This window comes from Pseudomonas sp. FBCC-B1667, assembly GCF_059133255.1.
Genome location: NZ_CP101437.1, coordinates 3231031 through 3254603 on the forward strand (window position 1 = coordinate 3231031; position 23573 = coordinate 3254603).

A 23573-nucleotide genomic window follows, 5' to 3' on the forward strand; every position below is an offset into this window, starting at 1 on the left:
ATTTTACGATGCGATATCAAACAATAGCTGGCCAGCCGGACGCCGCTATCTGGATTGACGAAGGCGGTAACAGCGGCATTGCCAAGCAGGGAGATAGCGAATGGACGGCCTACCAACAATGGATAGCTGCGGGCAATGTGCCGGAGTCGATCGATCCACCGGACCTTCGCTCGATCGAGGAGCTGCGCCTTGGGGCTCTGATGGCTGTCAATGCCTCGGTTGACGACGCTCTTTGCCCCCTAACGAGCCTCTATCCACGAGCTGAAATTGATTCGTGGTCCGAGCAGAGCTCCGAAGTGCGTGCCTGGCTGAATGACCAAGACGCGCCGACGCCATTGATTGACTCGATCACCGGTCCGCTGGATGCCACTGCCAAGCAGGCCTTCTGTGACAGCGTGCTTGCCAGAGTCGCTGCATTTAACGCGGCCATCGGCGCCGCGATCGCCTGGCGTCGTACCGTGTCCGCCTGGGTAAACGCTCAGACCGACCGCGACACGCTGATCCGTTTTACTCCGCAATACCTCGAGGTGCCGAATGACTGACTTTACAAGCGGCGTTGCGATTGCCGTGTCTGCAACTGCAGGTGCGGGTCTGTCCACGCTCATGCCTGGGGTGGACGTCAACGCCTTGTTGGGCGGCTTCGCTGGCGCGGTGTTTTTCGTGGTGTTTGCCCGCGATCCGTCGTTCTGGGCGAGCGTCGGTTACATGTTGGTGAGTTGGATTGCGGGATATCTGATTGCCGGTGAAGCGTCGGCGCGGGGGCTACCTGTTACATCAGGTATCGCATCCCTATCCGGAGCTATCGTTTTTGTGATCCTGGCCACCGGCTTACTGGACTGGTTGAAAGGTGGCAAACCACCATTCTGGTTGCGTTTCATTCCTTGGCTCGGAGGCAAAAAAGATGATTGATCCTATCGCGATTCTGACCGCTGCCGTATGCATGGCAACGTGCGCTCGAATCATTGCGTTTCGTAGGGAGGGAGCGCGGTACCGGGTGGGGGTTTCTATCTTGGCGTATCTCCTTGCGGCTGGGTCTGGTTGTCAGGCGCTGGCAGTACTCCTTGGGATGTATCAGGAGCATTCGCCGTTCATGCTTTTGATTCTGGTGGTGCTGTGCATGTTGGTTTTTAGGGCTCGCGGAAACGTCGCCGCAGTATTGCGGGTGAACTGACTATGGCGCGCATAGATATCAAAGCAGCCGGCGGCGGAAACGTTCTGGCCTTTCTCGATATGCTGGCCTGGTCAGAGCTTGGGGCGGAAAATCTGCGCTGTTCCGACGACGGCTACAACGTGGTCGTGACCGGCATTGATGGCCTTCTCGACCTGTTCGAAGACTACGCCGTGCACCCGTTTGCCGGTGGACGAAAGTCCAAGCTGATCAACAGTAAAGGACTAACGTCGAATGCATCTGGGCGCTATCAGCAAATGCTCAAGGATTGGCCGCACTATAGGGACCTGCTTCAACTGCCAGACTTCGGCCCCATAAGCCAGGATCGGCTGGCAATCCAGCACATTCGAGAATGCCGAGCGCTGGCTGACGTGATTGCCGGGCGCTTTGAGAATGCAGCCAGCAAGTGCAAAAACATTTGGGCTAGCCTGCCTGGTGCGGGTTATGGGCAACGAGAGCACAAGGCTGACGATTTGTTGGCTCAGTACATTGCCGCTGGCGGGAGTCTTGCGGCATGAGTCGATCTTATCCGTACTTTGATGCACCCCTCGACACACGCTATGACTCGGAAGCCAGTCGAGCCTTGGGCAGAGAGCATTGGCGAGTACTCACGCCGTTTCGGTTGATGCTCAGCGAACGGCAGTGGGTGACGGTACCGGCCGGAATTCTGACCGATGGCGGAACTATTCCACGAATCGCCCTTAGCCTGGTTAGCCCCTGGGGGAAATTGGGCCAAGGCTATGTCATGCACGACCAGCTATGCGAATACCTGTCGATCACAGTTGACGGGCGACCACATAGCATCGATCGCGCCCATTGTGACGAGCTTCTATATGTGGCGCTCGAGTTGCTAGGTGGCACCTCGCAGGAGCTGATAGCGGTCACCACGGCGGTCGATCTGTATCGGCGAATGGCGCACGTATGGGCCCCCTCAAGTACGACGCTAAAACGAGCACTTGAAGCGCAATGGGTTGACTGACTAAAACGCAAATTCCCCCCGCCGAGTTCCACAGCTCATGATCGAGATGACCTTGACTGAGTACGCCTCTAAAGTGACGCAGGCAGTTGCCGCGTCACACGTCCGCATTACGCCCAGGGCAATTCGAAAAGCCATAAAGTCTGATCGAAAAATCATCATCCGTGTCAGTGATGCAGGTGAGTTTTTGGCTGCCTACGAGATCAAGGATTTTGGAGCGGAACCTGCGGTCCTCTGATCAATATCTTATGTGTTTATGCCGGTCCAGAATCCGGAGGCGTGTAGGGGAAACCCTCAAGGCGCAGAGACTGGAGGTGATCATGGCTGAGCCCGACGAGGTAACTCAGACAGACGCGCACCCACGAGCAAACGCTCTGGTGCATGAGCATAAACACGAGGAATTCGACATGGGTGCTGGAATTAGCGATATCGCGGACAAAATCAACATCAACATGCCGGGCGCGGACGGCGGCGGCATGAATGGGATCTTGGCAGCCATGATGGCTGGCAAGGACAGTGGTGGCGGGATGAAAGACATGTGGCCACTTCTTTTACTGTTTCTGCTGCGTCGCGGCGGCTTGGAGGGTGATGTGGGGGCTGCAGCTGCTGCAACCGGTGTCGATCGCTGCGAAATTACCGCGATCCTGAGCAAGCTTGGTGACCTGCAGGCCGCCGGCCCTTTGTCGACGGCGCAGATCGAAACTTTCCTCGCCAGCCAAACTGGTCAGATCAGCAATCAGATCAGCCAGCAAACATTGTTTGTCTCCCAAGGTTTTGCTAACACAGGCGACAAAATCACCAATGCGGCCACCACCGTGTTGGCTGCTGGCGCGGCAAACACTGCGCAGATCCTGACGGCCATTCAAAGCGTGAAGGACCAAGCTACCGGGTTTGAGATGTCGAACCTTCAGCGTCAACTGGCGGTCGCAGACTCCGCGCTCTTGGATGAGCGTCACAGCCGACGCAGTCGCGATGTTGAGGTTAACGTGACTCAGCAAGTCAACCAGCAACAGCAACAAGCGCAACTGCAAACCCAGATCGGCGGGCTGCTGAGTGCCTTCCAAGGCCTGATGCTCCAGAACAGCCGTCAGGCTCAGGACATCGTCAACCTCGGCACCATGACCGCCAGCGGCACTCAGGCGGCAGCGAATACCCAAGTTCGCTAATTGGGGGAATAGGCGGGGGCTTCGGCCCCCGTTCTTTTGTGGGAGATTGAAATGGATCCGCTAACACAAGCAATCGAAGCTTTGCGTCATCTCATGATTCCGCCGGCGCCGTCCAGCAACATGGCCATGATTCGTCAGCTGGTTAGTGCGGAGTACGCACGGCTCGAGGCGCCTCAGGTCATCAGTTTTATTGGCGATGGTGAGCGGGAGTTGTTCGAGCAGCATAAGGATAAAGTGCAAGACTTCCTGCAGTCGCCCGATGGTGGCGATGCATGGGGGTTATTGGTACAGGCATTCCAGACTTATGTTGCTCCTCCGGAGCAACCTGAGGGTATCCCTGAGGGAGCACCAGAGGATATCGAGGCAGAATAATCAATAGAGGTCGGTCTTATGTACGGTCCCATTATTCCTTGGGTGGGGAGTAAGCGCCGCCTAGCCGATCGCCTGATTCCGCTTTTCCCGCCGCACGAATGCTACGTCGAAGTCTTTGCTGGTGGTGCCGCGCTGTTCGGCTCCTGTTGAGGTCCTCAACGACATCAACGGTGAGCTCGTCAACCTGTACCGCGTGGTGCAGACCACCGCGAAGAGTTCGTGCGCCAGTTCAAATGGGCGCTCTTGTTGTCGGCTATTTGTTACCTCTTGAAATTGTTGATCGTTTAGTGCGTGGAAAAATCTAGAAATAACACTCGCTTGGACTTGGATTAGCTCTTTCGATTAGTATTTTCTGTTTACTTTTATCACCTAAGCCTGTCGTTCGATGTCGAATGGCCTGCTGGGCTTTACTGGTTTCAGCGTAAAGTCCGTTTCGCCTCGCACCTGAATGGAAGCGGTAAAATCCAGTTAACTAAGGAAACTCGTATGTCCGGCAAACCCGCCGCCCGCGTCACCGATCCCACTGCCTGCTCGCTCCCTGGGCATGGCACCAACCCGATAGTCTCCGGTTCCCCTGACGTGTTTATCGACGGCCTTCCGGCTGCCCGCCAGGACGATACCACCAAATGTGGTGGGGCGTTGGTTAGCGGCTTTTCGACTACCGTGTTTATCAACGGTAAACCTGCGGCTACGGTGGATTCGGTCGGAAGCCATGGCAACAAGGTGACGGCTGGATCTTCGACGGTAATTATTGGGAATTCGCATACGCCAGCGACGTTTATACCGCCGGAACCTTTGATGTTGTTCTCTCATTGCCAGCATGTGGTGATGAAAGATCAGGATGGAAGTCCGCTACAAGACATTCCATATTACATTAAGAACGCTAAAGGCGAAGTTGTTTCAGGGAGAACCGACGCTTTGGGTAAAAGCCAAATGATAGGTGGCAAGGCGGGTGAGATTTTCGATTTTCATCCTGCAATTAAGGAGCTTTAAAATGAGCGCGGAATTACTTTCGATATTGGCCTTGAGGTCGGTAGCGCTTACTCCAAAAGCTGATCTGGCAGGAAAGGAGCTTGTTCTGAAGGTTTTTTGGAAAACAACAGCTTTCTGGAGCGATGCAGATATTGCCGCTTATCACAGCGAAGCGCCGTTGATTGCGGAAAGGCTGCTGAATGAGCAGTATTGGGATAAAGAAGGAAAAGTCAGTGATTATAAATTCACCTGCGAAGATTTTGCAATTATGGTTTTGGTGGAGTTCGCTAGTAAGCGCGGGCTACCTGTGAAGTTGGTTACAGGCGTCAGAACGTATAGAAATATGGAAATTTACAGTCCGTCCGATCACGATCAGTACGGATCGAATAAGTATGGATTCGCTGAAATGGTGATGCTAACTTACGGAGCCCGTGAAATGCAGAAAACGGGCGCAAACACTATGGCTGTTGCTTCCGTGGGGGAGTTGATGCCAGGGGATATACTTGCACAGGCACTTGATCGCCCGATGATGACAACTGCCCATCACATACAGATGGCTGTGGTAGTGACAGGCGCACGAATTGATATACGTCAGGGCAATACAGACGCGGCAATTGTCTGGCCATTCACATGGGGTGTAAGGCTTATGGGGGAAAATATGGCTGACCCACAAAGTAGTGGATATGTAGGGCTTCCAGTAGAAAAAGGATGCTTCATTAAGTCTGGCGATGGTTGGACTTACTATAATCTAACGACCGGTTCTGTGAAGGAGGATTTTCTCAAGGTTTTTGAGTTTTATCGCTGGAATTTTTTAGGATTTAACAATTGAGTGCCCTGGAGGGTTATTTTTCCGGCATGGTCGATAATGACTATTTTGGTATGTTGGCGGTTTTTTGTTTTTTTGTTGGCGTTACTGGGTTCATTCCACGTGTTAGGGCTTCAAGATTGCACAGGATATTGAGTTTTATTTGTGTAATGGCTGTTCCTGCTATGTTTGTAATAGGTGTTTATTTTTTGATAAATTCGAGGGCTTGATTTTTATTCAAGATACTGCGTTTTCTTGTGGGAGTGAATGTTAAGCTTGTATCGCTTGGCCGTCAGGTAAGGCCATCTTTGATGGCCTCGATAACTATCCTGCTAGATTGATCAATCGCTATGTATCCTTGGAGGTTATCATGCTGCTAATGTATTGTTCGCAGGATGTGAAAACCAGCATCTGGCGGTTGAGCGGTTTTTTGAGGTGAAAAATCCTCCAGTTTTTTAGGTTACTTGGCCTAGGAGAGCCCCCAGCGCTGGCTAGCATGGGCAGGTTTGTCGGTGTTGGTTGGCATCCGGGGCGAGATGCGGAATAAAAAACCCGCCATCGGCGGGTTTTTATTTGGGATGGCGGTCAGGCACAGGTGCGCTCCTTCGCTTCCTTGATGTTTTTAGCCTCTTCAAGAACTTGGCGCTGGCTATCAATCGCTTTCGATGAGGCCGAATTGTAAGCCGCACGCCTGTCAGTATCTGAGGTGTTTCTGAAAAAGCTCGAGAGAGGGCTAGCGTTCGTCGAAACTCCCCTGCCGAATTTCATATCATGCGACCTTGAGGCGTGTGATATGCGGATGCTCACGGTGCTCTGCTTGCCAGAAATCATAGGCAGACTGCATCGCGAGATAATGACGGCCATTACCCAGACCGGCCAGCTCAAGGCGTAAAGCCAAGTCAGCAGTGATCGCTGCATGACAATTCATCACTGCGGACAGCTGTCCTCGAGAATAGCCTAGATGCTCGGCTAAGGCGGTAATAGTCATATTGAGTGCGGGCAGTACGTCTTCTCTCAGTATTTCCCCGGGATGGGGGGGGTTGTGCATCGGCATGGTCAGTGCCCTCCAGTCAGTGGTAATCACAATAGTCCAACAATTCCACGTCAGATCCGTTGAAGCGGAATATCACGCGCCAATTCCCCGACACTGTGACTGACCAGAACTCCTCGAGCTGGCCTTTTAGCGGGTGCAGACGAAAACCTGGGATATCCATATCGTCAGGCTTTGCTGCCGTATCAAGCGCACCGAGGATGCGGCTGATCTTGTTTGCGTGAGCCGCCTGGATTCCGCGTGTAGATCCGCTTTGGAAGAAGGCTTTGAGGCCCTTATGTTGGAAGGTTGTAATCATGACTTGAGTGTAAGGCCTGACCTTACAACCCACAAGTGCTAGCTTGTAATTACTTGTGCTGTGATGAGTGGGTGTGCAGTCGACAGAACGTCGGAGAGGGAGCCCGCACCAGGTGTGCGGGCGATTACGCAACCTAGACTGCAAAACCTGCGAAATTGATCTTCCGTTGCTGCAGCAAACCCATCATCTGCATCGTCAGTGCGAACAGCTGATTTGTCGGTATCTCATACTCGTTCATATGAGGCAGGAGCGCGATCAGGTCTGGGGCCGATAGGACGAGACACTCCTGCGGCAGCAAGTGAGTGTGCTGCTTACCCTGGCCGTCATAGGTGGTGAGCCAGCGCTGCATGAAGAGCGGCGGAAGCTTTGGTGCTGGGTTCGCGACTGGCTCAAGCTCTGTCGCTGCTGAAGTGGCTTGCTGGTCGTTCCAGTATGCCCATAGAGCATCGTCACACTCGTTCTGGTAGGCAATGATGCCTTCGCGCAGTTCGGGCTTAACCTTGTTCGGGTGAATCGACATAAGCCAGCCGGTGAGCTTGCGGAGGGGGAGGCAGGTCATATCGTATTGCTTTCCATCTGCGCCAGTTGTCACGATTATCGTGATGGTTGGTGCGAATCGACCGGTAGTTAGCTTTGTGTGTTGGGATTGCCACGCCAAGCCCATGCCTTCGACTACTGGCTTCATTGGTACGAACGGTTGCCCATCGTGATCCACCAAGAACAATTCTGAGCTTTGAAATGAAACCGATAGGGGTTTTGCTGCTTGCATGATGTAACTCCTTGCGAAATTTATTCGCCTCCCGAGACCAAGCGGGTGGGCGGATCGTGCGGGTTGGTCTACCGGGCAAGCACCGGCGCATCCGAAGATGCCCACACACGGCCCGCCCATAAAGGGTGCACCATGTTGCAGACACAAAAAAACCGCTCAAAAGCGGCGGCTGTATCCGCCTTGCTGCCAGGAGACCAATCCTAGGTCACAGGATTGACTGCGACTGGCGAAAGGTAAACCGAGCAGAGGAGAGCGTCAAGACCGGGGTGAAAAAAAGCCCAGCGCTTGGCTGGGCTTTCAACGGGCTTATTTAGCGTGATTGAGAAATGGACTTTATTTGAGCAGCTTCTGTGGCCTTATCCTCTTATCTGTTCAGCTACAATTAACGCCGGAATCAACTGCTATTGACAAAGCTTCATAGAATTCATCTTGACTTCCGAATATGGAATTTGAAAGTTTTTTGAGTCTCGGCTCAATCCAAGCGCTACGCTGCTTGTCGTAGTCTGTATATGCTTTCATGTTTGATGAGCTTGGGTAATCCCCAAATTTGCGCGTCGCCTCAGCGCTCAGTTTTTTTTGTTCGTTTTCGTATTTGCAGTACTTATCCTCATCTGCTTTGTTGTACATCTCCTCGGTGACAGTCCAGACCAGAGGGGCTTCAGGCACTACGCCCGTATTGATGGAGTCAAGAATGATACCAGGGCTTGCCGTTTTTAGTCTTTGCGGGAGTTTTGAAATATCAGAGTATATAGCTTGCATTCTTTCGAGATAATTAAGTGCAGAGCCATTTATGGCGTAAACTTTTTGATCTTTTGCGAGCCACAGGCCAGCCATCGGTGTGCACGAAATGAACTTGTCTCCTTGCAATATATGGCTCTCGCAATTAGGAGTGCTCATTCCTCTGGGGATAAACTCTAGATATGCTTCCTGAATAACTATGGCTATACTGTCTTTGGCGTTGGCATGGATTGTTAGAAACGCGAGCATGCCTGCAGCAAAAAAACGAGAGATAGCCATTTTGATGTTGTGCATGCTGTCACTCGCTTGCCATCTTGAAATATTTTTTCTGTGTTTTGTCATTTTTGAATGTGAAGACATTCAGCATTGTGCCGCCTTTGTCTGTAATTGTGATGTCGTGATTAGACGTTTTGCTTTCCCCGGATAAAAAGCATTTTTTTTCTTCGATTTTACTCAGTGTATTAAACGGGTTGCCATCTTCATAAGCTAATGTCGCCTCTAGAAGATGTTCGAAAGATGTGCAGTACAGTACGTCCTTTCCAAGCTTTTCAGCAGCAGCCACGGAGCAATAAAGTACCGTGGGAAATATTAGCAGCCATCGGAGATTTGTCTGCGATTTGCGCGAGAATTTTGCACAGAGCGAGGCAGAAACTAAAGGTGATCGCCAAATCATTGCTGCACACCATTTCTTGCAATCTTCGCCAGCAATCGGTTTTGCTCAATGCCGTTGTGGTAGATGCCACTCAAAACGGACCAGCCTGCACAGAGAAAGCATCCCGTAACCAAGCAGAGGAAGAAGAGGGCGATGCCTTGCATCATGTTGCCGCTGGACGCGCTTACACCAAAGCAGCCTAGGCCCGCCGCGAGAGACAGCCAAATTGCGATTGACGCAAAAACATCCACGACTTTAATTGCGAGCTCTTTCATAAGAATTCCTTTTTTCATGCGCATGAAAGCCGACCCATTGTCGGCACGGGAAAGACTGCCGCTGCCGCTCGTCGTCGTATGTAGGGAATACCGGAAATTTCGCTAGATAGCGCAGGGAGATGATGTTTACAGTCGGCAGGACGCCAATGAGAGGGAGGGGAGCTTGGGCCATTTCTTGGGCCAATGGGGCGTATTGATGGGGGTTGTAGAGGGTTATCGGGCCAGTATTTACTGGCTCTCAACCCTCAATAACACCCGACTAAGACTGCATCGTGATGTTAGCTGTAGAGATCAAAGGTTTTTCCTGCGAAGCATTCAGAGTAGCTAGGGTTGCGGCAGTACCGATTCAGTACCCGTTTCCGGTATTCAAACCACGGGAAATGCATCCCGGTCAGAAGTGGAAGGTCCATCTGGCAATAAGTGGACAGCAGCATATGGAGCGCTTGGCCCGAGTCGAAGTGCGCTGAGACGGGGTTCATTCCCGTCATCAACCAAGGGGGGCGCGTAATGTTTGGCGGCGATTGTACTGGTCTGGCTCTTTAAACGATAGGGCGTTGATACCGCTCGGGCGCATTGACGGTATCAGCGGACAGATTTTCACATCTGGAGGCTAACTATTTGTTACAGAGAGTGGCTAGAATTCGATTGCCCACTCAATGCCGACAGCCGGCACAGACTCAAGGTCGCGCTACGGGGTTAGCCGTTTAATTTTCAGACGCTGCACAAGATCCTTGGCCAACGGGTTTGACCGGGAAGGCATTTTGTTCACTTATGACGTGTGACGATTTCCGTGAAACTGACCATTGCACTCATTTACATTGTTTCCATTGTGTACGTTCACCTGCGCGGTCGCGTGCGGCACACGCTGGGGCGCCAACTGAGTGACCACTCTTCGTTTCTGGCGCCGCTCAATTGCTTTCTTTATCTGTTCTCGAAAATCCCCGGCAAGCCTTATCTCAATCCGGCAGATTTCCCTGACCTGAGTCCGTTGCAGGCGCATTGGGAAGAAATCCGTGTCGAAGGCCGCAACCTGATGAAGGCTGGGGAGATCAAGCGCTCGGATCAATACAACGACGTCGGCTTCAACTCGTTCTTCAAGACCGGGTGGAAGCGGTTTTACCTGAAGTGGTACGGCGACAGTCATCCTTCGGCAATGAAACTGTGCCCGCGCACCACAGAATTGGTCCAGAGCATCGGCTCGATCAAGGCCGCGATGTTCGCTGAACTGCCGCCGGGCTCGAAACTGGTTCGTCATCGCGATCCTTATGCCGGTTCCTACCGTTATCACCTGGGCCTGGAAACGCCGAACGAGGCCGGTTGCTACATCAATGTCGACGGCGAGAAGTACCACTGGCGCGATGGCGAAGCGGTGATGTTCGACGAAACATTCATTCACTACGCCGAGAACACCACGCAACAGAACCGGATCATTCTGTTTTGTGATGTCGAGCGTCCGATGAAGTACCGCTGGGCGGCTGCGTTTAACCGGTGGTTCAGCTGTCATGTGATGTCGGCGGCCGGCGCGCCAAATGATGAGGGTGACAGGACGGGGGCAATTAACCGTCTGTTCACCAAAATCTACAAGATTCGTTTGCGTGGCAAAGCGCTGAAGAAGCGTAATCGCAGGCTTTATTACCTCGAGAAGTGGGCGATTTTTGGGGGATTGCTGGCGGTGTTTATGCTGATCTGAATGAAGTGCTGTGGCGAATCAAGCCGTCGCGAGCAGGCGCACGCCTGCAGTTGATGTACGCCGCAGATCAAATGTAGGCGTGAGTCTGCTCGCTCCAGGGCCCTGACAAACACTACAAAATTACAAATTAACCACGCGAAGTCTTGGTGGTTTTTTTCTGCGCCGACGGCTTGGCCTTCCCGGCACCTTTGCTACCCAGGCTACGTTTAAGTAACTCAGTCAAATCAATCACATCCGCGGTTTTCCGCACCTCTTCACCTGTCGCCGTCTCGACATCCTCAATCTTCCCTTCATTGGCCTTTTTCTCGACCAGCGCCATGATCTTGTCTTCGAAGCTGTCGCGGTAGTCTTCAGGTTTCCAATCCGCACTCATGTCTTGCACCAAACGCTTGGCCATATCCAATTCACCCTTGGCCAGTTCGGGTTTGATCACTTCGCTGCCCAACTCCAGCGTCTCAAGGCTGCGCACTTCCGCCGGCCAACGCAACATCACCAACACCATCGCCGATTCCAGCGGCATCAAGGCCGCCAAGTGCTGCCGCGTATGCAACACCACGTGGGCGAGCGCGACTTTCTTGGTTTTGCTCAACGTTTCCCGCAACAACGCGTACACCTTGCCGCCACGTTTGTCCGGGGCGAGGTAGTAGGGCGTATCGATGTTTTGCAGGGGGATCTGTTCACTGTCGACGAAAGAAAAGATGTCGATGGTTTGCGTGGATAACGGGTGCGCCGACTTGATTTCCTCTTCGCTGAGGACAACGTACCGTCCCTTTTCGTACTGCACACCTTTGACGATGTGTTCCTTGGTAACTTCCTTGCCCGTGACCTTGTTCACGCGTTTATAACCAACCGGTTCCATGCTGCGGCTGTCGAGCCAGTCGAAATCCACCCCTTGAGAAGACGTCGCCGAGACCAGCGCCACAGGGATATGCACCAGCCCGAAACTGATTGCGCCTTTCCAGATTGCCCGTGCCATGGTCGTCTTCTCGCGAGTGATGATCAGCTGACCCGTGGCCTGAGGCAAAAGTTTCAGCCGCTCGAGGCGCCCCCGGCCGGGCGGTGTGGTCGTCTCGTGTTACATCTTGTGAAAGAGGTTTTAGTTAACAAAACCGAACCCCGGGCGTAGCGTGCTATCGAAGACCCTATCCACGTCCAGAGGCTTGCCCCATGAACAGATATGTACTCGGCTGCTGCACCGCGCTGGCGCTGAGTGGTTTGCTGAGCAGCATGGCTCATGCGTCGCCACCCTCATCGTTGCTACTGGCTCAAAGCCCGACGGGGACTTCGAACAATCCGTACAACAGCCCGATTCGCCGTGCCAACCCGAACAGCATGCAAGGCTCTCAGTCCAGTGCCCCGGCGATTCGCGGACCTAACACCCTGCCGGTACCGCGTCCGCCGACCCTGGAGAACGGCGGCATCGGCAACCGCTATCCCCAAAGCCAACCGGCCCCTGCCAGCCCCCCGAAATTCATTCCCAATCCACCTCAGCGAGATGCCGGCACCAGCAACCGTTGAGACGGAACGACAAAAGGAAGCGTGCATGTTGCGTAAAACCCTCCTGGCAACCCTGTGTGCCAGCGCATTGATCACAGCGGCGGCGCCCGTCTTAGCGGCATCGACTCAGGAACTGGAAAGCGAACAGGGCACCCTCGAAGTCACCACAATCACCAAGGGGCTTGAACATCCCTGGTCGGTCGCCTTTCTGCCGGATCGCAAGGGCATGTTGGTCACCGAGCGGCCCGGCAACCTGCGCGTCGTCAGCATCGACGGCAAACTCTCCGACCCGATTGATGGGGTGCCGAAGGTCTGGGCCAAGGGGCAGGGCGGCTTGCTGGATGTGGTGCTGTCCCCCGACTTCCGGCAGGACCGTACGGTTTTTCTGTCGTATGCCGAAGGCGGCGGCGCGGGGGACAAGGCGGGCACGGCGGTAGGCCGTGGGCAATTGTCCGAAGACCTGAAAACGCTCAAGGATTTCAAAGTGATCTTCCGTCAGGAGCCGAAGCTGTCTGTCGGTAACCACTTCGGCTCGCGTCTGGTGTTTGATCGTGACGGTTATCTGTTCATCACCCTCGGCGAAAACAACGTCCGGCCAACCGCTCAGGACCTCGACAAGCTTCAAGGCAAAGTCGTGCGGATCTACCCGGACGGCAAGGTGCCTGACGACAACCCCTTTGTCGGTCAATCCGGCGTGCGCCCGGAAATCTGGTCCTATGGCCAGCGTAACCCGCAAGGCGCTGCGCTCAATCCGTGGACCGGGGTTCTCTGGGAGAACGAACACGGGCCACAAGGCGGAGACGAACTGAACATCATCGAACGTGGCAAGAATTACGGCTGGCCGCTGGCAACCCATGGGATCAACTACTCCGGCGATCCGATCCCGGAAGCCAAGGGCAAGACTGCCGTAGGCACTGTGGCGCCGCACCATGTCTGGGAAAAATCCCCGGGCCTTAGCGGGATGGCGTTCTACGACGGGGATCGCTTCAAGGCCTGGCAGCACAATGTGTTTATTGGGGCGCTGGTAAGCCAGGAGCTGATTCGCTTGCAGTTCGACGACGATAAAGTGGTTCACGAAGAGCGTTTGCTGGGTGAACTCAGGGCACGAATTCGCGATGTGCGGCAAGGCCCGGACGGGTACTTGTATGTATTGACCGATGAAGACGATGGCGCCTTGTACAAGGTTGGGCTGAAGTAACCGGTATTTGTTGATCGTTCCCACGCTCTGCGTGGGAACGCCGCCACGGACGCTTCGCGGCTGCTTCGAATGTGACGCGGAACGTCACGGGATGCATTCCCACGCAGGAACGTGGGAACGATCACTCTGACGGGGCATAGAGAATCACCGCCGCCCGCAATTTGCCCCGGCCAAAGCTGCTCATCTTCTCGAACTCCCCGTGGCTCACCGGCAGATGCTGGCAGTCGATGGGCTGTCGATGCTGGCTGTGGTCGACATCCGGATCATGCAAATAGACAAATTCCTCATCGCAATCAGTGACGATGACCCAGTGCGGGGATTTGGAGCGGGTCAGCCGATAGCTGCTGATCAACACCAGCGGCTGGCCACCGTCATTCAGCAAGCGTGGCAAGTCCAGCGGGCCGCCGATCACCTGTTTCACACCGGTGGCCTGCAACTGCACGGTGAACGCTTCGTGCACCAGGCGCATGACGTCTTTTTTATGCTCGTCACGCACCCCATCGAGGAACAACGGCCCCGTCCTGCTCAGTTGCAGACGCACGCCAAAACCGCGACTCCAGGCGGCCAACGCCAGGCCTTGGGGGCTGCAACCGCCGTGACCTGAGGTCATGAACACCGTCGTCGCCTCGCGCCAGAGTTGCAACTCTTCGCGACGTTCCAGTTTCCGGTCCTTTTGCAGTGCGCCCATGGCCATCAACAGGCAGGCCGGGCCGCAGGTGAAATCGGTGGTCTGCGGGTAATACGGCACTTTGATGTTTCTTGAATCGCGGTGCTGGAGAATGCGTTTCTCCAGACGCAAGGCATCGGCGTGGTCCTGGTAATAGTCATGAATCAGCGCGAAACGCCGGTAACCGTTGCGCTCATAAAGGGCAATCGCCGCCGGATTATCCATGCGCACTTCCAGCCGCACGTAGGCACAGTCGTGTTCCAGCGCGCAGGCCTCGATGCGTTGCAGCAACTGCTTGCCCAGCCCGCTGCCACGCGCCTCGGCAGCAATCGCAATCGAATAGAGCCGTGCCAGCGACGTGCCCCTATGAAACAACACCACGGCGTAGCCGACCAACTGCTCGTCACGCTGAGCCACCAGCAATTGCCCGTGAGCACGGGTGATCATCCATTGAAAGCTGCGACTGGTGAGCCGGTCCGTAGTGAAACATTGCTGTTCAAGTGCCAACAATGCAGGTAAGTCTTCAACTACCGCCAAGCGAAAGACAAGATTCATATGACCGCCGTAAAAGTTGCGTAACGAAACGGGACTTTCGAAAAAGTTCGTGCTTAATAGGAAAGGTCTTGTTCTCCAACGGATCAATCACTATGTCAGCGGTACAAGGTCATTGGCGCGAAGTATCCGAGCAAACTTCGCCGGCGGCAACTTTTTTAAATGAAGCAGTCAGCACTTCAAGCCAGTTGATTATCATCGTCGAACGCAAGGAAGACTGGGCCTCCTACTTTCCCAGTGAAGACATCGTCACCGCCCAGGAATACCTCGAAAAGGCCCAAGACTACACGCAAGGCAAGCGGACCCAGGTGATTAACCTGTGCCGCAGCTACAAGTACCTGGGGCACGGTTATTACTGCTCGCTGCTGGCGGAAGCGCGGGGGCACAAGGTCATTCCGTCGGTGCGCACCATCAGTGAACTGACAAAAAAGTCTTTATATGGACTTGCGCTGGACGATTTGGAAAAACCTCTGGAAAAAGCCCTCGCGCATCATCTTTACAGCGACACCGAAGGCTTTACCCTGACATTGTATTTCGGCAAAACCAATATCGAGCCGTTGCAGGAGTTGGCACGACAGTTGTTTGAGGTTTTTCCATGCCCGATATTGTTAGTTGAATTCCGTCGAACTAACGGCTGGCACATTGAAGGCATCAAATCCGGTGCGCTACATAAATTGCGAGAGGACCAGGAAGATCATTTCGCCCACTCGCTGGACAGTTTCAGTCGCAAGATATGGCGGGTGCCGCGTTCGAGGCGTCTGGCCCGATATGACCTGGCCATCCTCCACGATCCGCAAGAAGCGCTGCCACCGTCCAACGCTAAGGCGCTGGATAATTTCGTACGCGTCGGCAAGACCTTGGGCATCGATGTGGAACTGATCGAGCGCAAGGACTACGCACGCATTGCCGAATACGACGGTTTGCTGATCCGCGAGACCACCAGCGTCGATAACCATACCTACCGATTTGCGAAGAAAGCCGAGAGCGAAGGGCTGGTGGTGATGGATGACCCGGCCTCGATCCTGCGCTGCACCAACAAGGTATACCTGACTGACCTGCTCAAGAGCCATCAGCTCGGCATGCCGGCCACCGAAATTCTCTACAAGGAACGACCGGAAGATTTCGAACGGGTCGGCGAGCGCCTGGGTTTCCCTTTGGTACTGAAGATCCCCGATGGTTGTTTCTCTCGTGGCGTGATCAAGGTCGAAAGCCAGCAAGCCCTGCTCGACGCCACCGCCGAACTGTTCGAGCACTCGGTGCTGTTGCTGGCTCAGGAGTTCTTCTACACCGAGTACGACTGGCGCATCGGCGTACTGAATCGCAAACCGATCTTTGCCTGCCAATACTTCATGTCCAAGGGCCACTGGCAAATCTACAACCACAAGGCCAAAGGTCAGGACATCAACGGCGAATGCCGCACCCTGGCCGTCCACGAAGCCCCGCGAGCGGTGGTGGAGCTGGCAGTGAAAACCGCCAACCTGATCGGCGACGGGCTGTACGGCGTCGACCTCAAACAGTCCGGCGACAAAGTGGTGGTGATTGAGGTCAACGACAACCCGAACATGGACGCCGGCATCGAAGACGCCTACCTGCAGGACGATTTGTATTCGTTGGTGCTGGAAGAGTTCGTCCGCCGGCTGGAGCTCAAGCGTCGCGGCCAGGCCTGGTGATCGCTCGATGATCAAGAGCTTTCAACTGACCCATGGCGCCCTGCAGTCAGTCGAACGACTGGACGCCGAGGTGATGCTGTTCAGCAATCCTGATGCGGCCGAGCGGGATCTGTTGCACAGCCACTTCAAACTCGATGAGCACGCGTTGGCGTCGGCCCTCGACCCGGACGAGGTTTCGCGCATCGAGTTCCATCCCGACAATCTGTTCCTGATCTGGAAACGCCCGGAAAACTATTCCGGCGCCGACAGCCTGGCCTTTGAGGTGTCGTCCTGTGGCTTGTTGTTTTGCGAGCATCGACTGTTGGTGATCGCCACCGACGATTCGCCGCTGCATGGGCTCGGAACCCGCCAGCGGTTAAATACGCCGCTGGATGTCTTGCTTGACCTGCTGTTCAACAACATCCATCACTATTTGGGTCACCTGAAGGTGATCAAGCTGGTTGCCCGGGAATTGCAAAAGAAATTCAACGCCTCGATGCAGAACCAGCACCTGATCCAGATGTTCAACCTCAGCGAGAGCCTGATCTATTACATCAACGCGATCCACAGCAACGGTGCAGTCCTGACGCGGTTGCGCAATCACGCGGCGAAGGAACACTTCAGCGCTGAAGCGATCAGCCTGATCGACGACCTGATCATCGAAAACAACCAGTGCTACAAACAGGCGGAAATCTACTCCACGGTGTTCTCCGGGCTGATCGACGCCCGGGGCAACCTGATGAACAACAGCATGAACAACCTGCTGCGCAAACTGACGCTGATCAACGTAGTGTTTCTGCCGTTGAACCTGATCGCCAGCATTGGTGGCATGTCCGAGTTCAGCATGATGACCGCGGGCACGCCGTGGTGGGTGTCGTATCCGCTGTTTCTGAGCGCGATGATGCTGGGGGCGGGGGTCATGGTGCTGGGGCTCAGGCGGTTGGCTAAATGAATGCGTTGGCAGTCAGTCCGCCATCGCGAGCAAGCTCGCTCCCACATTGGACTTGTGGCATGCACAAAACCTGTGGGAGCGAGCTTGCTCGCGATGGCAATCTCAAGAACACCACTTACGGTCCGGCAAGACACAGACTTAAGATTAACCAGCCCGTAACTGAAGCCCACGAAAATTGGCCATTGACTTGCCATCCCCCCAAAGGCTAATTTCCAGTCATGACTTCCACCGTATTGCGCTGCCAGCCAAGCATTATTACCGCCATTCCTTATCTGGCGGGCTAGCTCACGACTGCAGCACCCAACCCGCCCTAGAGGCGGGTTTTTTCTATCTGTCTCCAGGGCCCCGAACACAGCCAGGAGACGACCATGACCAGCACGCTCGCGCAGCAAACCTTGCTTGAGCATTACGTAAAAAAGATCCTCGCTGCGCCGGTGTATGAACTGGCGGTGCGCACGCCGTTGCAAGCGGCACCGGCGCTCTCCGAGGCATTGGGCAATCAGGTGCTGCTCAAGCGCGAGGACTTGCAGCCGACCTTTTCCTTCAAGATTCGCGGTGCCTACAACAAGTTGGTGCAGCTCAGTGATGAGCAAAAAGCGCGCGGCGTGATCACCGCCTCAGCGGGCAATCATGCCCAAGGCGTGGCGCTGGCGGCGAAAACCCTGGGGATTGCCGCGACCATTGTCATGCCGCTTACCACGCCGGAACTGAAAGTGCTCGGGGTTCGCAGTCGCGGGGCGGAGGCGGTGCTGCACGGCGAAAGTTTTCCGTTCGCGCTCGACTATGCGTTGAACCTGGCGGAAAAAACCGGTCGCACCTTTGTGTCGCCCTTCGACGATCCGGACGTGATTGCCGGGCAGGGCACCGTGGCGATGGAGATCCTGCGTCAGCATCAAGGCCCGCTCGACGCGATCTTTGTGCCGGTGGGCGGTGGAGGTCTGATCGCCGGCATCGCCGCGTACGTCAAATACCTACGACCTGAAGTGCGGATCATTGGCATCGAGTCGGAACATTCGGCGTGTCTCGCGGCAGCGTTACAGGCGCACGAGCGGGTTGTGCTGCCGAGCGTTGGCACTTTCGCCGACGGCGTGGCGGTGGCGCAGATCGGCGCTTATGGCTTCGAGGTCTGCCGGTTTTGCGTCGATGAGGTGTTGACGGTGAGTAACGACGAATTGTGCGCCGCCATCAAGAATATCTATGACGATACCCGTTCGATCACCGAACCGTCGGGCGCGCTGGCCGTGGCCGGAATCAAAAAGTACGTCGCGCAAACCGGTGCACGTGGCCAGACACTGGTGGCCATCGATTCAGGGGCGAACATCAACTTTGACAGTTTGCGCCACGTGGCCGAGCGCGCCGCCATCAGCGGCGTCCCGGCGTGAGGCACGAAGGTGTCATTCCTGAACGGCTTTCTCGACCTTGTTCGACGCCGACCAGATCCGGTAGCGCACTTCGATGTCTTTTGGCACGTACAGCACGATCGGCAGCTTGCTGTTGTAACGCAGCAAGAAGCCATCGCCGACCACCGGTACGAAGTCTTTTTTGCTCTTTCCGTCCGGGCAGGCCATCAGTGTACTCATCGGGCCGATGACATTTTCCAGTCGGTAGAACGGGTAACCCCAGCCTTCGAGATTCTTCTCTTCGAGCATGCCGCCCAGACGCTGGCGATTGCAGTCCACAGTCAGGGGTTTGCCGGCGAGGATTTCGACCTGGAGGTCGTCTTCTTTCGTTTGCGGAGCGAGGTGAATGACCTGGCGGGTAAAACCACTTTCGGGTTTGGGGAAGGGGGCGACGGTTTCAAGTGCTGCAGCGTGCGCGATGGTCGACAGTCCGACAATCACTAGTCCGACAGTCGTAGTAAAGATCAAAGAACCCATGATGCCTCCTTGCTCGTATCCAATTCGTGAAGCCATTCTTACCGCGCTCAGGTCTTGATGCAAACCCGGCGCTATCAGGCGGCATTTTGCAACGCCTTCCAGGCCCTCTCATGCAGATTGCACGACGGTTTTATTAAGTTTTGTGACTAACCCATTGATTTGCCGATGAGCTGCATGGCAAAACTCAGGGCACGTTTTATGCTTCAGATGCTCTTAATCTGGCCGGGACTGCACATGAGCCAGCGCTGATCAATATTTGGCTGTCTCGCAAAGGAGGGGTCGCCATGTTTCTTTCTGCCTTGGAACTTCGCAACATCATCGAAAGCAGTTTTTTGCCCAAGCGCTGCCAATGCACGTTGTCGCCGGATTTATTGATGACGATAAAAGTGTATGCGGACGGTCAGACCGATTTGCTGGATTTGCACGTGACCGGGATTGACGCATCTGCGCTTAACGGATCTCGAGAAATCAACGAATTGATCACCGGGCTTCGTGCCAAGCAGCATCCCGTGGCCACTTCTGAGCCTCAGCGTCAGGCCAGCAGAGCGCTTTAACCCGCCGTTTCGAGTTCTACCGACAGGCGCCGGGTCTGGAGAAAACCAAGGCCCAGCGCCAGTTCCACCAGAACCGCCAGTAAGATTCCCGGCCCGGTATGGCCGTTGAGCCATTCGCCGAAACCCAGTGCCGCCAGACCGAAACAACCGACCATAAAACCGCTGCTTAATGCGTTGCGGATGACGGAGGGTGGTTCGTTTCGCACCCAGTAAAAGATCAGCCCCAACGCCGCGAACAGCACCGCGACGCGCCGTGAAACAACGCCGGTCGCCGAGGAGTATTCAATACCCCAAGTGGCCAGCAGCCAGTCAGGCATTAAACCCCAGACCAGCGTCAGCAGCAGACACAGGGCGGCGGTGAACATCGATAACGTACGAAACGAAAACTGCATAGCGAATCCTTGCGGCAGTGAGGGAGGCGCTCAAGCATAACGCCAGAACCCTCACAGTAAAACCGCCAGGTTTCGAATCAGACCTTTCCGTCAGTTTTGATAACTGCAGACGTCCGAAAGTTTCTGGTAGCTGATTTCTTCAGGCTTGCCGGACTTATCGATGTACTTCATGTCGGCGGTAATCACCTTGCATTCATCGGTCGCCGGCTCTGTCAGGGCCACGACTTTGCCCACATTGAGTGCCATGCCGTAGTGATAGGGCGTGGCGTTGGACGTAGACGTGTCATTGGCCTGGGCAAGCCCGGCAAACGCGGTGCAGGCGAGGGCGGAGGCAAGGAGCAGCATGCGAGTGTTCATGTGACGATCTCCAGTGCAGACGGAAGTCAGTTCGACGATCAACATCAAACCTGCCGCACTGGGCATCAGAGGAGTCTGAGGGCGTGCGGTCCAGTAGAGTTTTGGACCGCAGCGTTAAGCGATGGTTAACCCACCTGAACGCCGCCTGTCGCGAGGGGCGGTGTCTGACGGATGTTTCGTTAGGAAAGGGGGTACGGATTCTTCGGCCGGGTCCTACAGGATCAGGCGCCTTATCGACTTTCGCCTGCTGGGGGGAGCGATTACTGTTTGGGTTCGCTGCAAAATCAGCGATCGGGTTTGGTCACCTGAAACAACGCACTTAAGTGTGCCATTATTCGCCCCGCGGACTTCTACGTCCTCATGTCGAGTAGTTATGGCGGCTGTGTGCCGGACGCTTTCGAGCGAGCCGATGGTTGTTTCGGTTGACCAAGCCTGTACACAGTCCGCCTCCCACCGTTTGGTCACGGTGTTAGCGGTTTTTTTACAAACAACCGAGTAATTACTATGCCAACGTTCAAACCGTTTCCAGATCGCTATCGTCCACTCAACAGCGGCGTTACCGATTCAAGTCCTTTGCTGATCGACACCGAAGCCAACCCCCAAGACATATTCGAAGCCGGGTTACAGCGCGTACGAGCCTCTACCCAGCTACTTGAAACGCTTCATTGCCTGTGTTTCAAACACAGCGATGTTCAAGATATTCCGCACATTACACACGCGCTTTACCTGCTGACCCAGGATGGGTTTGACCTGTTAGCGGTTGCGCAGCAGCGGATGATGGGGTGGAAGGCGCCGGTCTGAGGCTGATCATTAAAAAATCCAGCGCATATAGACGCTGGATTTTTTGTTGTCGATGGGAACTCAGCGTTCACGCTTAAGCATTATCGGCGCCAAGCCTGAATGCGCTTAAGGTGGTTTGTGAAAGTTCTTCAATCTGTTGCCGGTCTTTCACTTCCAAGAATCATAGGGCACACCAAACTCTTTGACATAAGCTTTGGATTCATCAGATAGAGAATCGTACTTGCCACCGGATTTCCCTTCATATGGGCCTCGCGGATCAATCACGCCTTTTACCCTGATTACCTCGATCGGAGAAAGGCATGACCCTCGTACCCAAACCTTGGCTATGCCACCGGGAGCCAAATTGATAACCAATGCGTTTCGGTAGTCTGTTATCCACTTGCCATCGGCAGCACAAAAAGCCTTTTCGCCCTTGCGCATGATCTCCTGAGTCGCCTCGGGTATGTTGATCACTATCTGATAAGTCTGGGGTTCGACCAAAGATTGCCAGCGGACATAGATTTTTTGGGGCAAATCCGCCCCAGTCACATTTTTACCTTTTCCAATGCCAGGTTTCTGAGGCCATCCTTTAGGGTCACCTGAATTGTTGGGAGGTCTCTGTATCGCAGCGGTGCCACTCATCGCACGGGGATACACCTGTTCCTTTACATCGACCACATCAGCTGACTCGATCCAAACCTCCATGTAATCGGGCGCCGAGAATCCCAAGTACCAGGATTTGTAAGGCATTGGCTCGCTGTTGGCGTATGCGCAACCACTGAGCAAAAATGCGCAAATCGTAGTTCGCAAGAAATTACTCATCAGGCTGCTTTGGCTCTGTTACTTCCAAGAATCATAGGGCACACCAAACTTTTCGATGTACGCTTTGGACTGGTCGGATAGCTTGTCGTACTTGCCGCCAGACTTACCTTCATAAGGTCCTCTTGGGTCAATCTCGGCTTTTACCTTAGCCACTTCTATCGCTGGCAGGCACGATCCCATTACCCACACTTTAGCCATCCCTCCGGGTGCCAGATTTATTACCAATACCTCGCGGTAGCCTGTTATCCATTTTCCATCAGCAGCACAAAAGGCTTTTTCACCCTTGCGCATAAGCTCCCTGGTCGACGCGGGTATCTCGATAACCATTTTATAAGTTTGAGGTTCAACCAATGATTGCCATCGGACGTAGATTTTTTTGGGTAAGTCTGCTCCAGTTACATTCTTACCTTTGCCCGGCCCCGGCTTTTCCGGCCAGCCTCTAGGGTCGCCCGTGTTATTGGGAGGACTCTGTATCGCAGCTATGCCACTCATGGCACGTCTATACACTTGGCCTTTTACATCAATCACATCAGCTGTTTCGATCCAGACTTCCATATAGTTAGGCGCTGAAAAACCCAAACGCCAAGCTTTGTAAGGCATTGACTCGCCATTGGCGAATGCGCAGCCACTGAGCAATAACGCGCAGAAGGTAGGTCGTAAATAATTAATCATTAGAGCGTCACGGCTCTGTCACTTCCAAGAATCATAGGGCACGCCAAATTTCTCAACGTAGGCTTTGGAAACGGCGGAAAGGGGGCGGTAGTGACCTCCAGACTTACCTTCGTATGGGCCACGCGGATCAATCACGGCTTTTACCGTAGTCACCTCAATCGGTGTCATGCACGGACCGCCAACCCAGACTCTGGCGATACCTCCGGGGACAAGTCTTATAGCGATTGCCTCACGATATCCGGTGATCCATTTCCCGTCGGCGCAGCAGAAAACCTTTTCGCCCTTGCGCATGATGTCCCGCGTCGCCTCGGGTATGTTAATCACCATCTGATATGTTTGCGGCTCAACCAGCGACTGCCAACGAACATAGATCTGTTTGGGCAAGTCTGCCCCTGTTACGTACTTACCTTTCCCCCAACCAGCTCTTTTTGGCCAGCCGCGGGGATCGCCGGAATAGTTGGGGGGAGTTAGTATTGAGGCAGTGCCACTCATCGCGCGTGGATATACCTGACCCTGAATATCCACCACATCAGCCGACTCGATCCAGACCTCCATGTAGGCGGGGGCCGAGAATCCCAAACGCCAAGCTTTGTAAGGCATTGGCTCGCTGTTGGCGTATGTGCAACCACAGAGCAAAAATGCGCAAATCGTAGTTCGCAAGAAATTACTCAT

General features: G+C 54.4%; 31 protein-coding genes and 2 pseudogenes. 19 read left to right on the forward strand and 14 right to left on the reverse strand.

The annotated features are described in order from the left end of the window. The first annotated feature begins 8 nt into the window (after positions 1 to 8). The 11 genes and pseudogenes from NL116_RS14730 to NL116_RS14780 all read left to right on the forward strand — a co-directional run bounded on the left by NL116_RS14730 (position 9) and on the right by NL116_RS14780 (position 5483). A complete protein-coding gene (locus tag NL116_RS14730; RefSeq protein WP_494377817.1) occupies positions 9 to 542 on the forward strand; it encodes a hypothetical protein in 534 nt (177 codons plus the stop codon). Then, entirely contained in the window at positions 535 to 909 is a 375-nt protein-coding gene (locus NL116_RS14735; RefSeq protein WP_494377818.1) for a putative holin, read from the forward strand. The genes NL116_RS14730 and NL116_RS14735 overlap by 8 nt, the downstream gene beginning before the upstream one ends. Continuing rightward, positions 902 to 1171: a phage holin family protein gene (locus NL116_RS14740; protein ID WP_494377819.1), complete on the forward strand. Its 270-nt coding sequence runs from the start codon at positions 902 to 904 to the stop codon at positions 1169 to 1171. The genes NL116_RS14735 and NL116_RS14740 overlap by 8 nt, the downstream gene beginning before the upstream one ends. A gap of 2 nt (positions 1172 to 1173) precedes the next feature. Further along, on the forward strand, positions 1174 to 1686 hold the full coding sequence (locus tag NL116_RS14745) for a glycoside hydrolase family 24 protein (protein ID WP_494377820.1): 513 nt from the start codon (positions 1174 to 1176) through the stop codon (positions 1684 to 1686). Further along, on the forward strand, positions 1683 to 2147 hold the full coding sequence (locus tag NL116_RS14750; RefSeq protein ID WP_494377821.1) for a DUF1353 domain-containing protein: 465 nt from the start codon (positions 1683 to 1685) through the stop codon (positions 2145 to 2147). Before NL116_RS14745 ends, NL116_RS14750 begins: the two co-directional genes overlap by 4 nt. Positions 2148 to 2184: 37 nt before the next feature. Then, positions 2185 to 2382 carry a Cro/CI family transcriptional regulator gene (locus NL116_RS14755; RefSeq protein ID WP_494377822.1) on the forward strand — a complete coding sequence of 66 codons (198 nt, stop codon included), beginning with the start codon at positions 2185 to 2187 and terminating at the stop codon, positions 2380 to 2382. Positions 2383 to 2464: 82 nt separating this feature from the next. Next, positions 2465 to 3310: a hypothetical protein gene (locus tag NL116_RS14760; RefSeq protein ID WP_494377823.1), complete on the forward strand. Its 846-nt coding sequence runs from the start codon at positions 2465 to 2467 to the stop codon at positions 3308 to 3310. 51 nt (positions 3311 to 3361) lie between these two features. Beyond that, positions 3362 to 3682 carry a hypothetical protein gene (locus NL116_RS14765; protein ID WP_494377824.1) on the forward strand — a complete coding sequence of 107 codons (321 nt, stop codon included), beginning with the start codon at positions 3362 to 3364 and terminating at the stop codon, positions 3680 to 3682. An 18-nt stretch (positions 3683 to 3700) separates the two neighbouring features. After that, positions 3701 to 3925: pseudogene (locus tag NL116_RS14770) on the forward strand (DNA adenine methylase); the annotation flags it as partial. Between the two features lie 243 nt (positions 3926 to 4168). Next, on the forward strand, positions 4169 to 4675 hold the full coding sequence (locus NL116_RS14775) for a PAAR domain-containing protein (RefSeq protein ID WP_494377825.1): 507 nt from the start codon (positions 4169 to 4171) through the stop codon (positions 4673 to 4675). 1 nt (position 4676) lies between these two features. Continuing rightward, the gene (locus NL116_RS14780; protein ID WP_494377826.1) at positions 4677 to 5483 is read left to right on the forward strand and encodes a hypothetical protein; all 807 of its coding nucleotides are present in this window, start codon (positions 4677 to 4679) and stop codon (positions 5481 to 5483) included. A 745-nt stretch (positions 5484 to 6228) separates the two neighbouring features. Here NL116_RS14780 and NL116_RS14785 read toward each other — a convergent pair. The 6 genes from NL116_RS14785 to NL116_RS14810 form a co-directional block, all read right to left on the reverse strand. Then, a complete protein-coding gene (locus tag NL116_RS14785; RefSeq protein ID WP_494377827.1) occupies positions 6229 to 6513 on the reverse strand; it encodes a HigA family addiction module antitoxin in 285 nt (94 codons plus the stop codon). 16 nt (positions 6514 to 6529) lie between these two features. After that, a complete protein-coding gene (locus NL116_RS14790) occupies positions 6530 to 6808 on the reverse strand; it encodes a type II toxin-antitoxin system RelE/ParE family toxin (RefSeq protein ID WP_494377828.1) in 279 nt (92 codons plus the stop codon). Between the two features lie 133 nt (positions 6809 to 6941). Next, positions 6942 to 7577, reverse strand: a complete 636-nt coding sequence (locus NL116_RS14795; protein WP_494377829.1) for a phage antirepressor N-terminal domain-containing protein — start codon at positions 7575 to 7577, stop codon at positions 6942 to 6944. Positions 7578 to 7949: 372 nt separating this feature from the next. Then, positions 7950 to 8609 (reverse strand): hypothetical protein, encoded by a 660-nt coding sequence (locus tag NL116_RS14800; RefSeq protein ID WP_494377830.1) that lies wholly within the window; start codon positions 8607 to 8609, stop codon positions 7950 to 7952. A 4-nt stretch (positions 8610 to 8613) separates the two neighbouring features. Then, positions 8614 to 8877, reverse strand: a complete 264-nt coding sequence (locus tag NL116_RS14805; protein ID WP_494377831.1) for a hypothetical protein — start codon at positions 8875 to 8877, stop codon at positions 8614 to 8616. 107 nt (positions 8878 to 8984) lie between these two features. Beyond that, on the reverse strand, positions 8985 to 9242 hold the full coding sequence (locus NL116_RS14810) for a hypothetical protein (RefSeq protein WP_494377832.1): 258 nt from the start codon (positions 9240 to 9242) through the stop codon (positions 8985 to 8987). A 790-nt stretch (positions 9243 to 10032) separates the two neighbouring features. Between NL116_RS14810 and lpxO the strand changes: the two genes are divergently transcribed. Beyond that, positions 10033 to 10932, forward strand: coding sequence for a lipid A hydroxylase LpxO (gene lpxO, locus NL116_RS14815; RefSeq protein ID WP_494377833.1), 900 nt, complete (start codon positions 10033 to 10035; stop codon positions 10930 to 10932). Positions 10933 to 11059: 127 nt separating this feature from the next. Here the strand turns inward: lpxO and ku are convergent, their stop codons facing one another. Further along, the gene (gene ku / locus NL116_RS14820) at positions 11060 to 11908 is read right to left on the reverse strand and encodes a non-homologous end joining protein Ku (RefSeq protein ID WP_494377834.1); all 849 of its coding nucleotides are present in this window, start codon (positions 11906 to 11908) and stop codon (positions 11060 to 11062) included. Between the two features lie 191 nt (positions 11909 to 12099). Between ku and NL116_RS14825 the strand changes: the two genes are divergently transcribed. Then, complete coding sequence (locus tag NL116_RS14825) at positions 12100 to 12450, forward strand: hypothetical protein (protein ID WP_494377835.1); 351 nt, start codon at positions 12100 to 12102, stop codon at positions 12448 to 12450. A 25-nt stretch (positions 12451 to 12475) separates the two neighbouring features. Then, on the forward strand, positions 12476 to 13627 hold the full coding sequence (locus NL116_RS14830; protein ID WP_494377836.1) for a PQQ-dependent sugar dehydrogenase: 1152 nt from the start codon (positions 12476 to 12478) through the stop codon (positions 13625 to 13627). A 121-nt stretch (positions 13628 to 13748) separates the two neighbouring features. On the opposite strand, the gene rimI is transcribed toward NL116_RS14830, so the two are convergent. Further along, positions 13749 to 14849, reverse strand: coding sequence for a ribosomal protein S18-alanine N-acetyltransferase (rimI, locus tag NL116_RS14835; protein WP_494377837.1), 1101 nt, complete (start codon positions 14847 to 14849; stop codon positions 13749 to 13751). Between the two features lie 92 nt (positions 14850 to 14941). On the opposite strand from rimI, the gene NL116_RS14840 reads away from it, so the two are divergent. The 3 genes and pseudogenes from NL116_RS14840 to ilvA all read left to right on the forward strand — a co-directional run. Beyond that, on the forward strand, positions 14942 to 16516 hold the full coding sequence (locus NL116_RS14840; protein ID WP_494377838.1) for a RimK family ATP-grasp domain-containing protein: 1575 nt from the start codon (positions 14942 to 14944) through the stop codon (positions 16514 to 16516). Between the two features lie 7 nt (positions 16517 to 16523). Beyond that, positions 16524 to 17447 (forward strand): magnesium transporter CorA family protein, encoded by a 924-nt coding sequence (locus NL116_RS14845; RefSeq protein WP_494377839.1) that lies wholly within the window; start codon positions 16524 to 16526, stop codon positions 17445 to 17447. Between the two features lie 368 nt (positions 17448 to 17815). Then, positions 17816 to 18811, forward strand: a pseudogene (gene ilvA / locus NL116_RS14850) (threonine ammonia-lyase, biosynthetic); the annotation flags it as partial. 30 nt (positions 18812 to 18841) lie between these two features. Here the strand turns inward: ilvA and eco are convergent. Then, on the reverse strand, positions 18842 to 19324 hold the full coding sequence (gene eco, locus NL116_RS14855; RefSeq protein WP_494377840.1) for a serine protease inhibitor ecotin: 483 nt from the start codon (positions 19322 to 19324) through the stop codon (positions 18842 to 18844). A gap of 284 nt (positions 19325 to 19608) precedes the next feature. Between eco and NL116_RS14860 the strand changes: the two genes are divergently transcribed. Beyond that, the gene (locus NL116_RS14860) at positions 19609 to 19878 is read left to right on the forward strand and encodes a DUF1652 domain-containing protein (RefSeq protein ID WP_494377841.1); all 270 of its coding nucleotides are present in this window, start codon (positions 19609 to 19611) and stop codon (positions 19876 to 19878) included. Here the strand turns inward: NL116_RS14860 and NL116_RS14865 are convergent. Both NL116_RS14865 and NL116_RS14870 read right to left on the reverse strand, forming a co-directional pair. Next, the gene (locus NL116_RS14865; protein WP_494377842.1) at positions 19875 to 20270 is read right to left on the reverse strand and encodes a hypothetical protein; all 396 of its coding nucleotides are present in this window, start codon (positions 20268 to 20270) and stop codon (positions 19875 to 19877) included. The genes NL116_RS14860 and NL116_RS14865 overlap by 4 nt on opposite strands. A gap of 90 nt (positions 20271 to 20360) precedes the next feature. Then, positions 20361 to 20627, reverse strand: a complete 267-nt coding sequence (locus tag NL116_RS14870) for a DUF2790 domain-containing protein (RefSeq protein ID WP_494377843.1) — start codon at positions 20625 to 20627, stop codon at positions 20361 to 20363. A 504-nt stretch (positions 20628 to 21131) separates the two neighbouring features. Between NL116_RS14870 and NL116_RS14875 the strand changes: the two genes are divergently transcribed. After that, positions 21132 to 21428 (forward strand): hypothetical protein, encoded by a 297-nt coding sequence (locus NL116_RS14875; protein WP_027923548.1) that lies wholly within the window; start codon positions 21132 to 21134, stop codon positions 21426 to 21428. A gap of 147 nt (positions 21429 to 21575) precedes the next feature. Here the strand turns inward: NL116_RS14875 and NL116_RS14880 are convergent, their stop codons facing one another. From NL116_RS14880 to NL116_RS14890, 3 genes are read right to left on the reverse strand one after another with little or no spacing between them, the layout of a single operon-like run. Next, the gene (locus NL116_RS14880) at positions 21576 to 22229 is read right to left on the reverse strand and encodes a DUF2931 family protein (RefSeq protein ID WP_494377844.1); all 654 of its coding nucleotides are present in this window, start codon (positions 22227 to 22229) and stop codon (positions 21576 to 21578) included. 18 nt (positions 22230 to 22247) lie between these two features. After that, positions 22248 to 22901 (reverse strand): DUF2931 family protein, encoded by a 654-nt coding sequence (locus NL116_RS14885; protein ID WP_494377845.1) that lies wholly within the window; start codon positions 22899 to 22901, stop codon positions 22248 to 22250. Positions 22902 to 22919: 18 nt separating this feature from the next. Then, positions 22920 to 23573 carry a DUF2931 family protein gene (locus NL116_RS14890; RefSeq protein ID WP_494377846.1) on the reverse strand — a complete coding sequence of 218 codons (654 nt, stop codon included), beginning with the start codon at positions 23571 to 23573 and terminating at the stop codon, positions 22920 to 22922.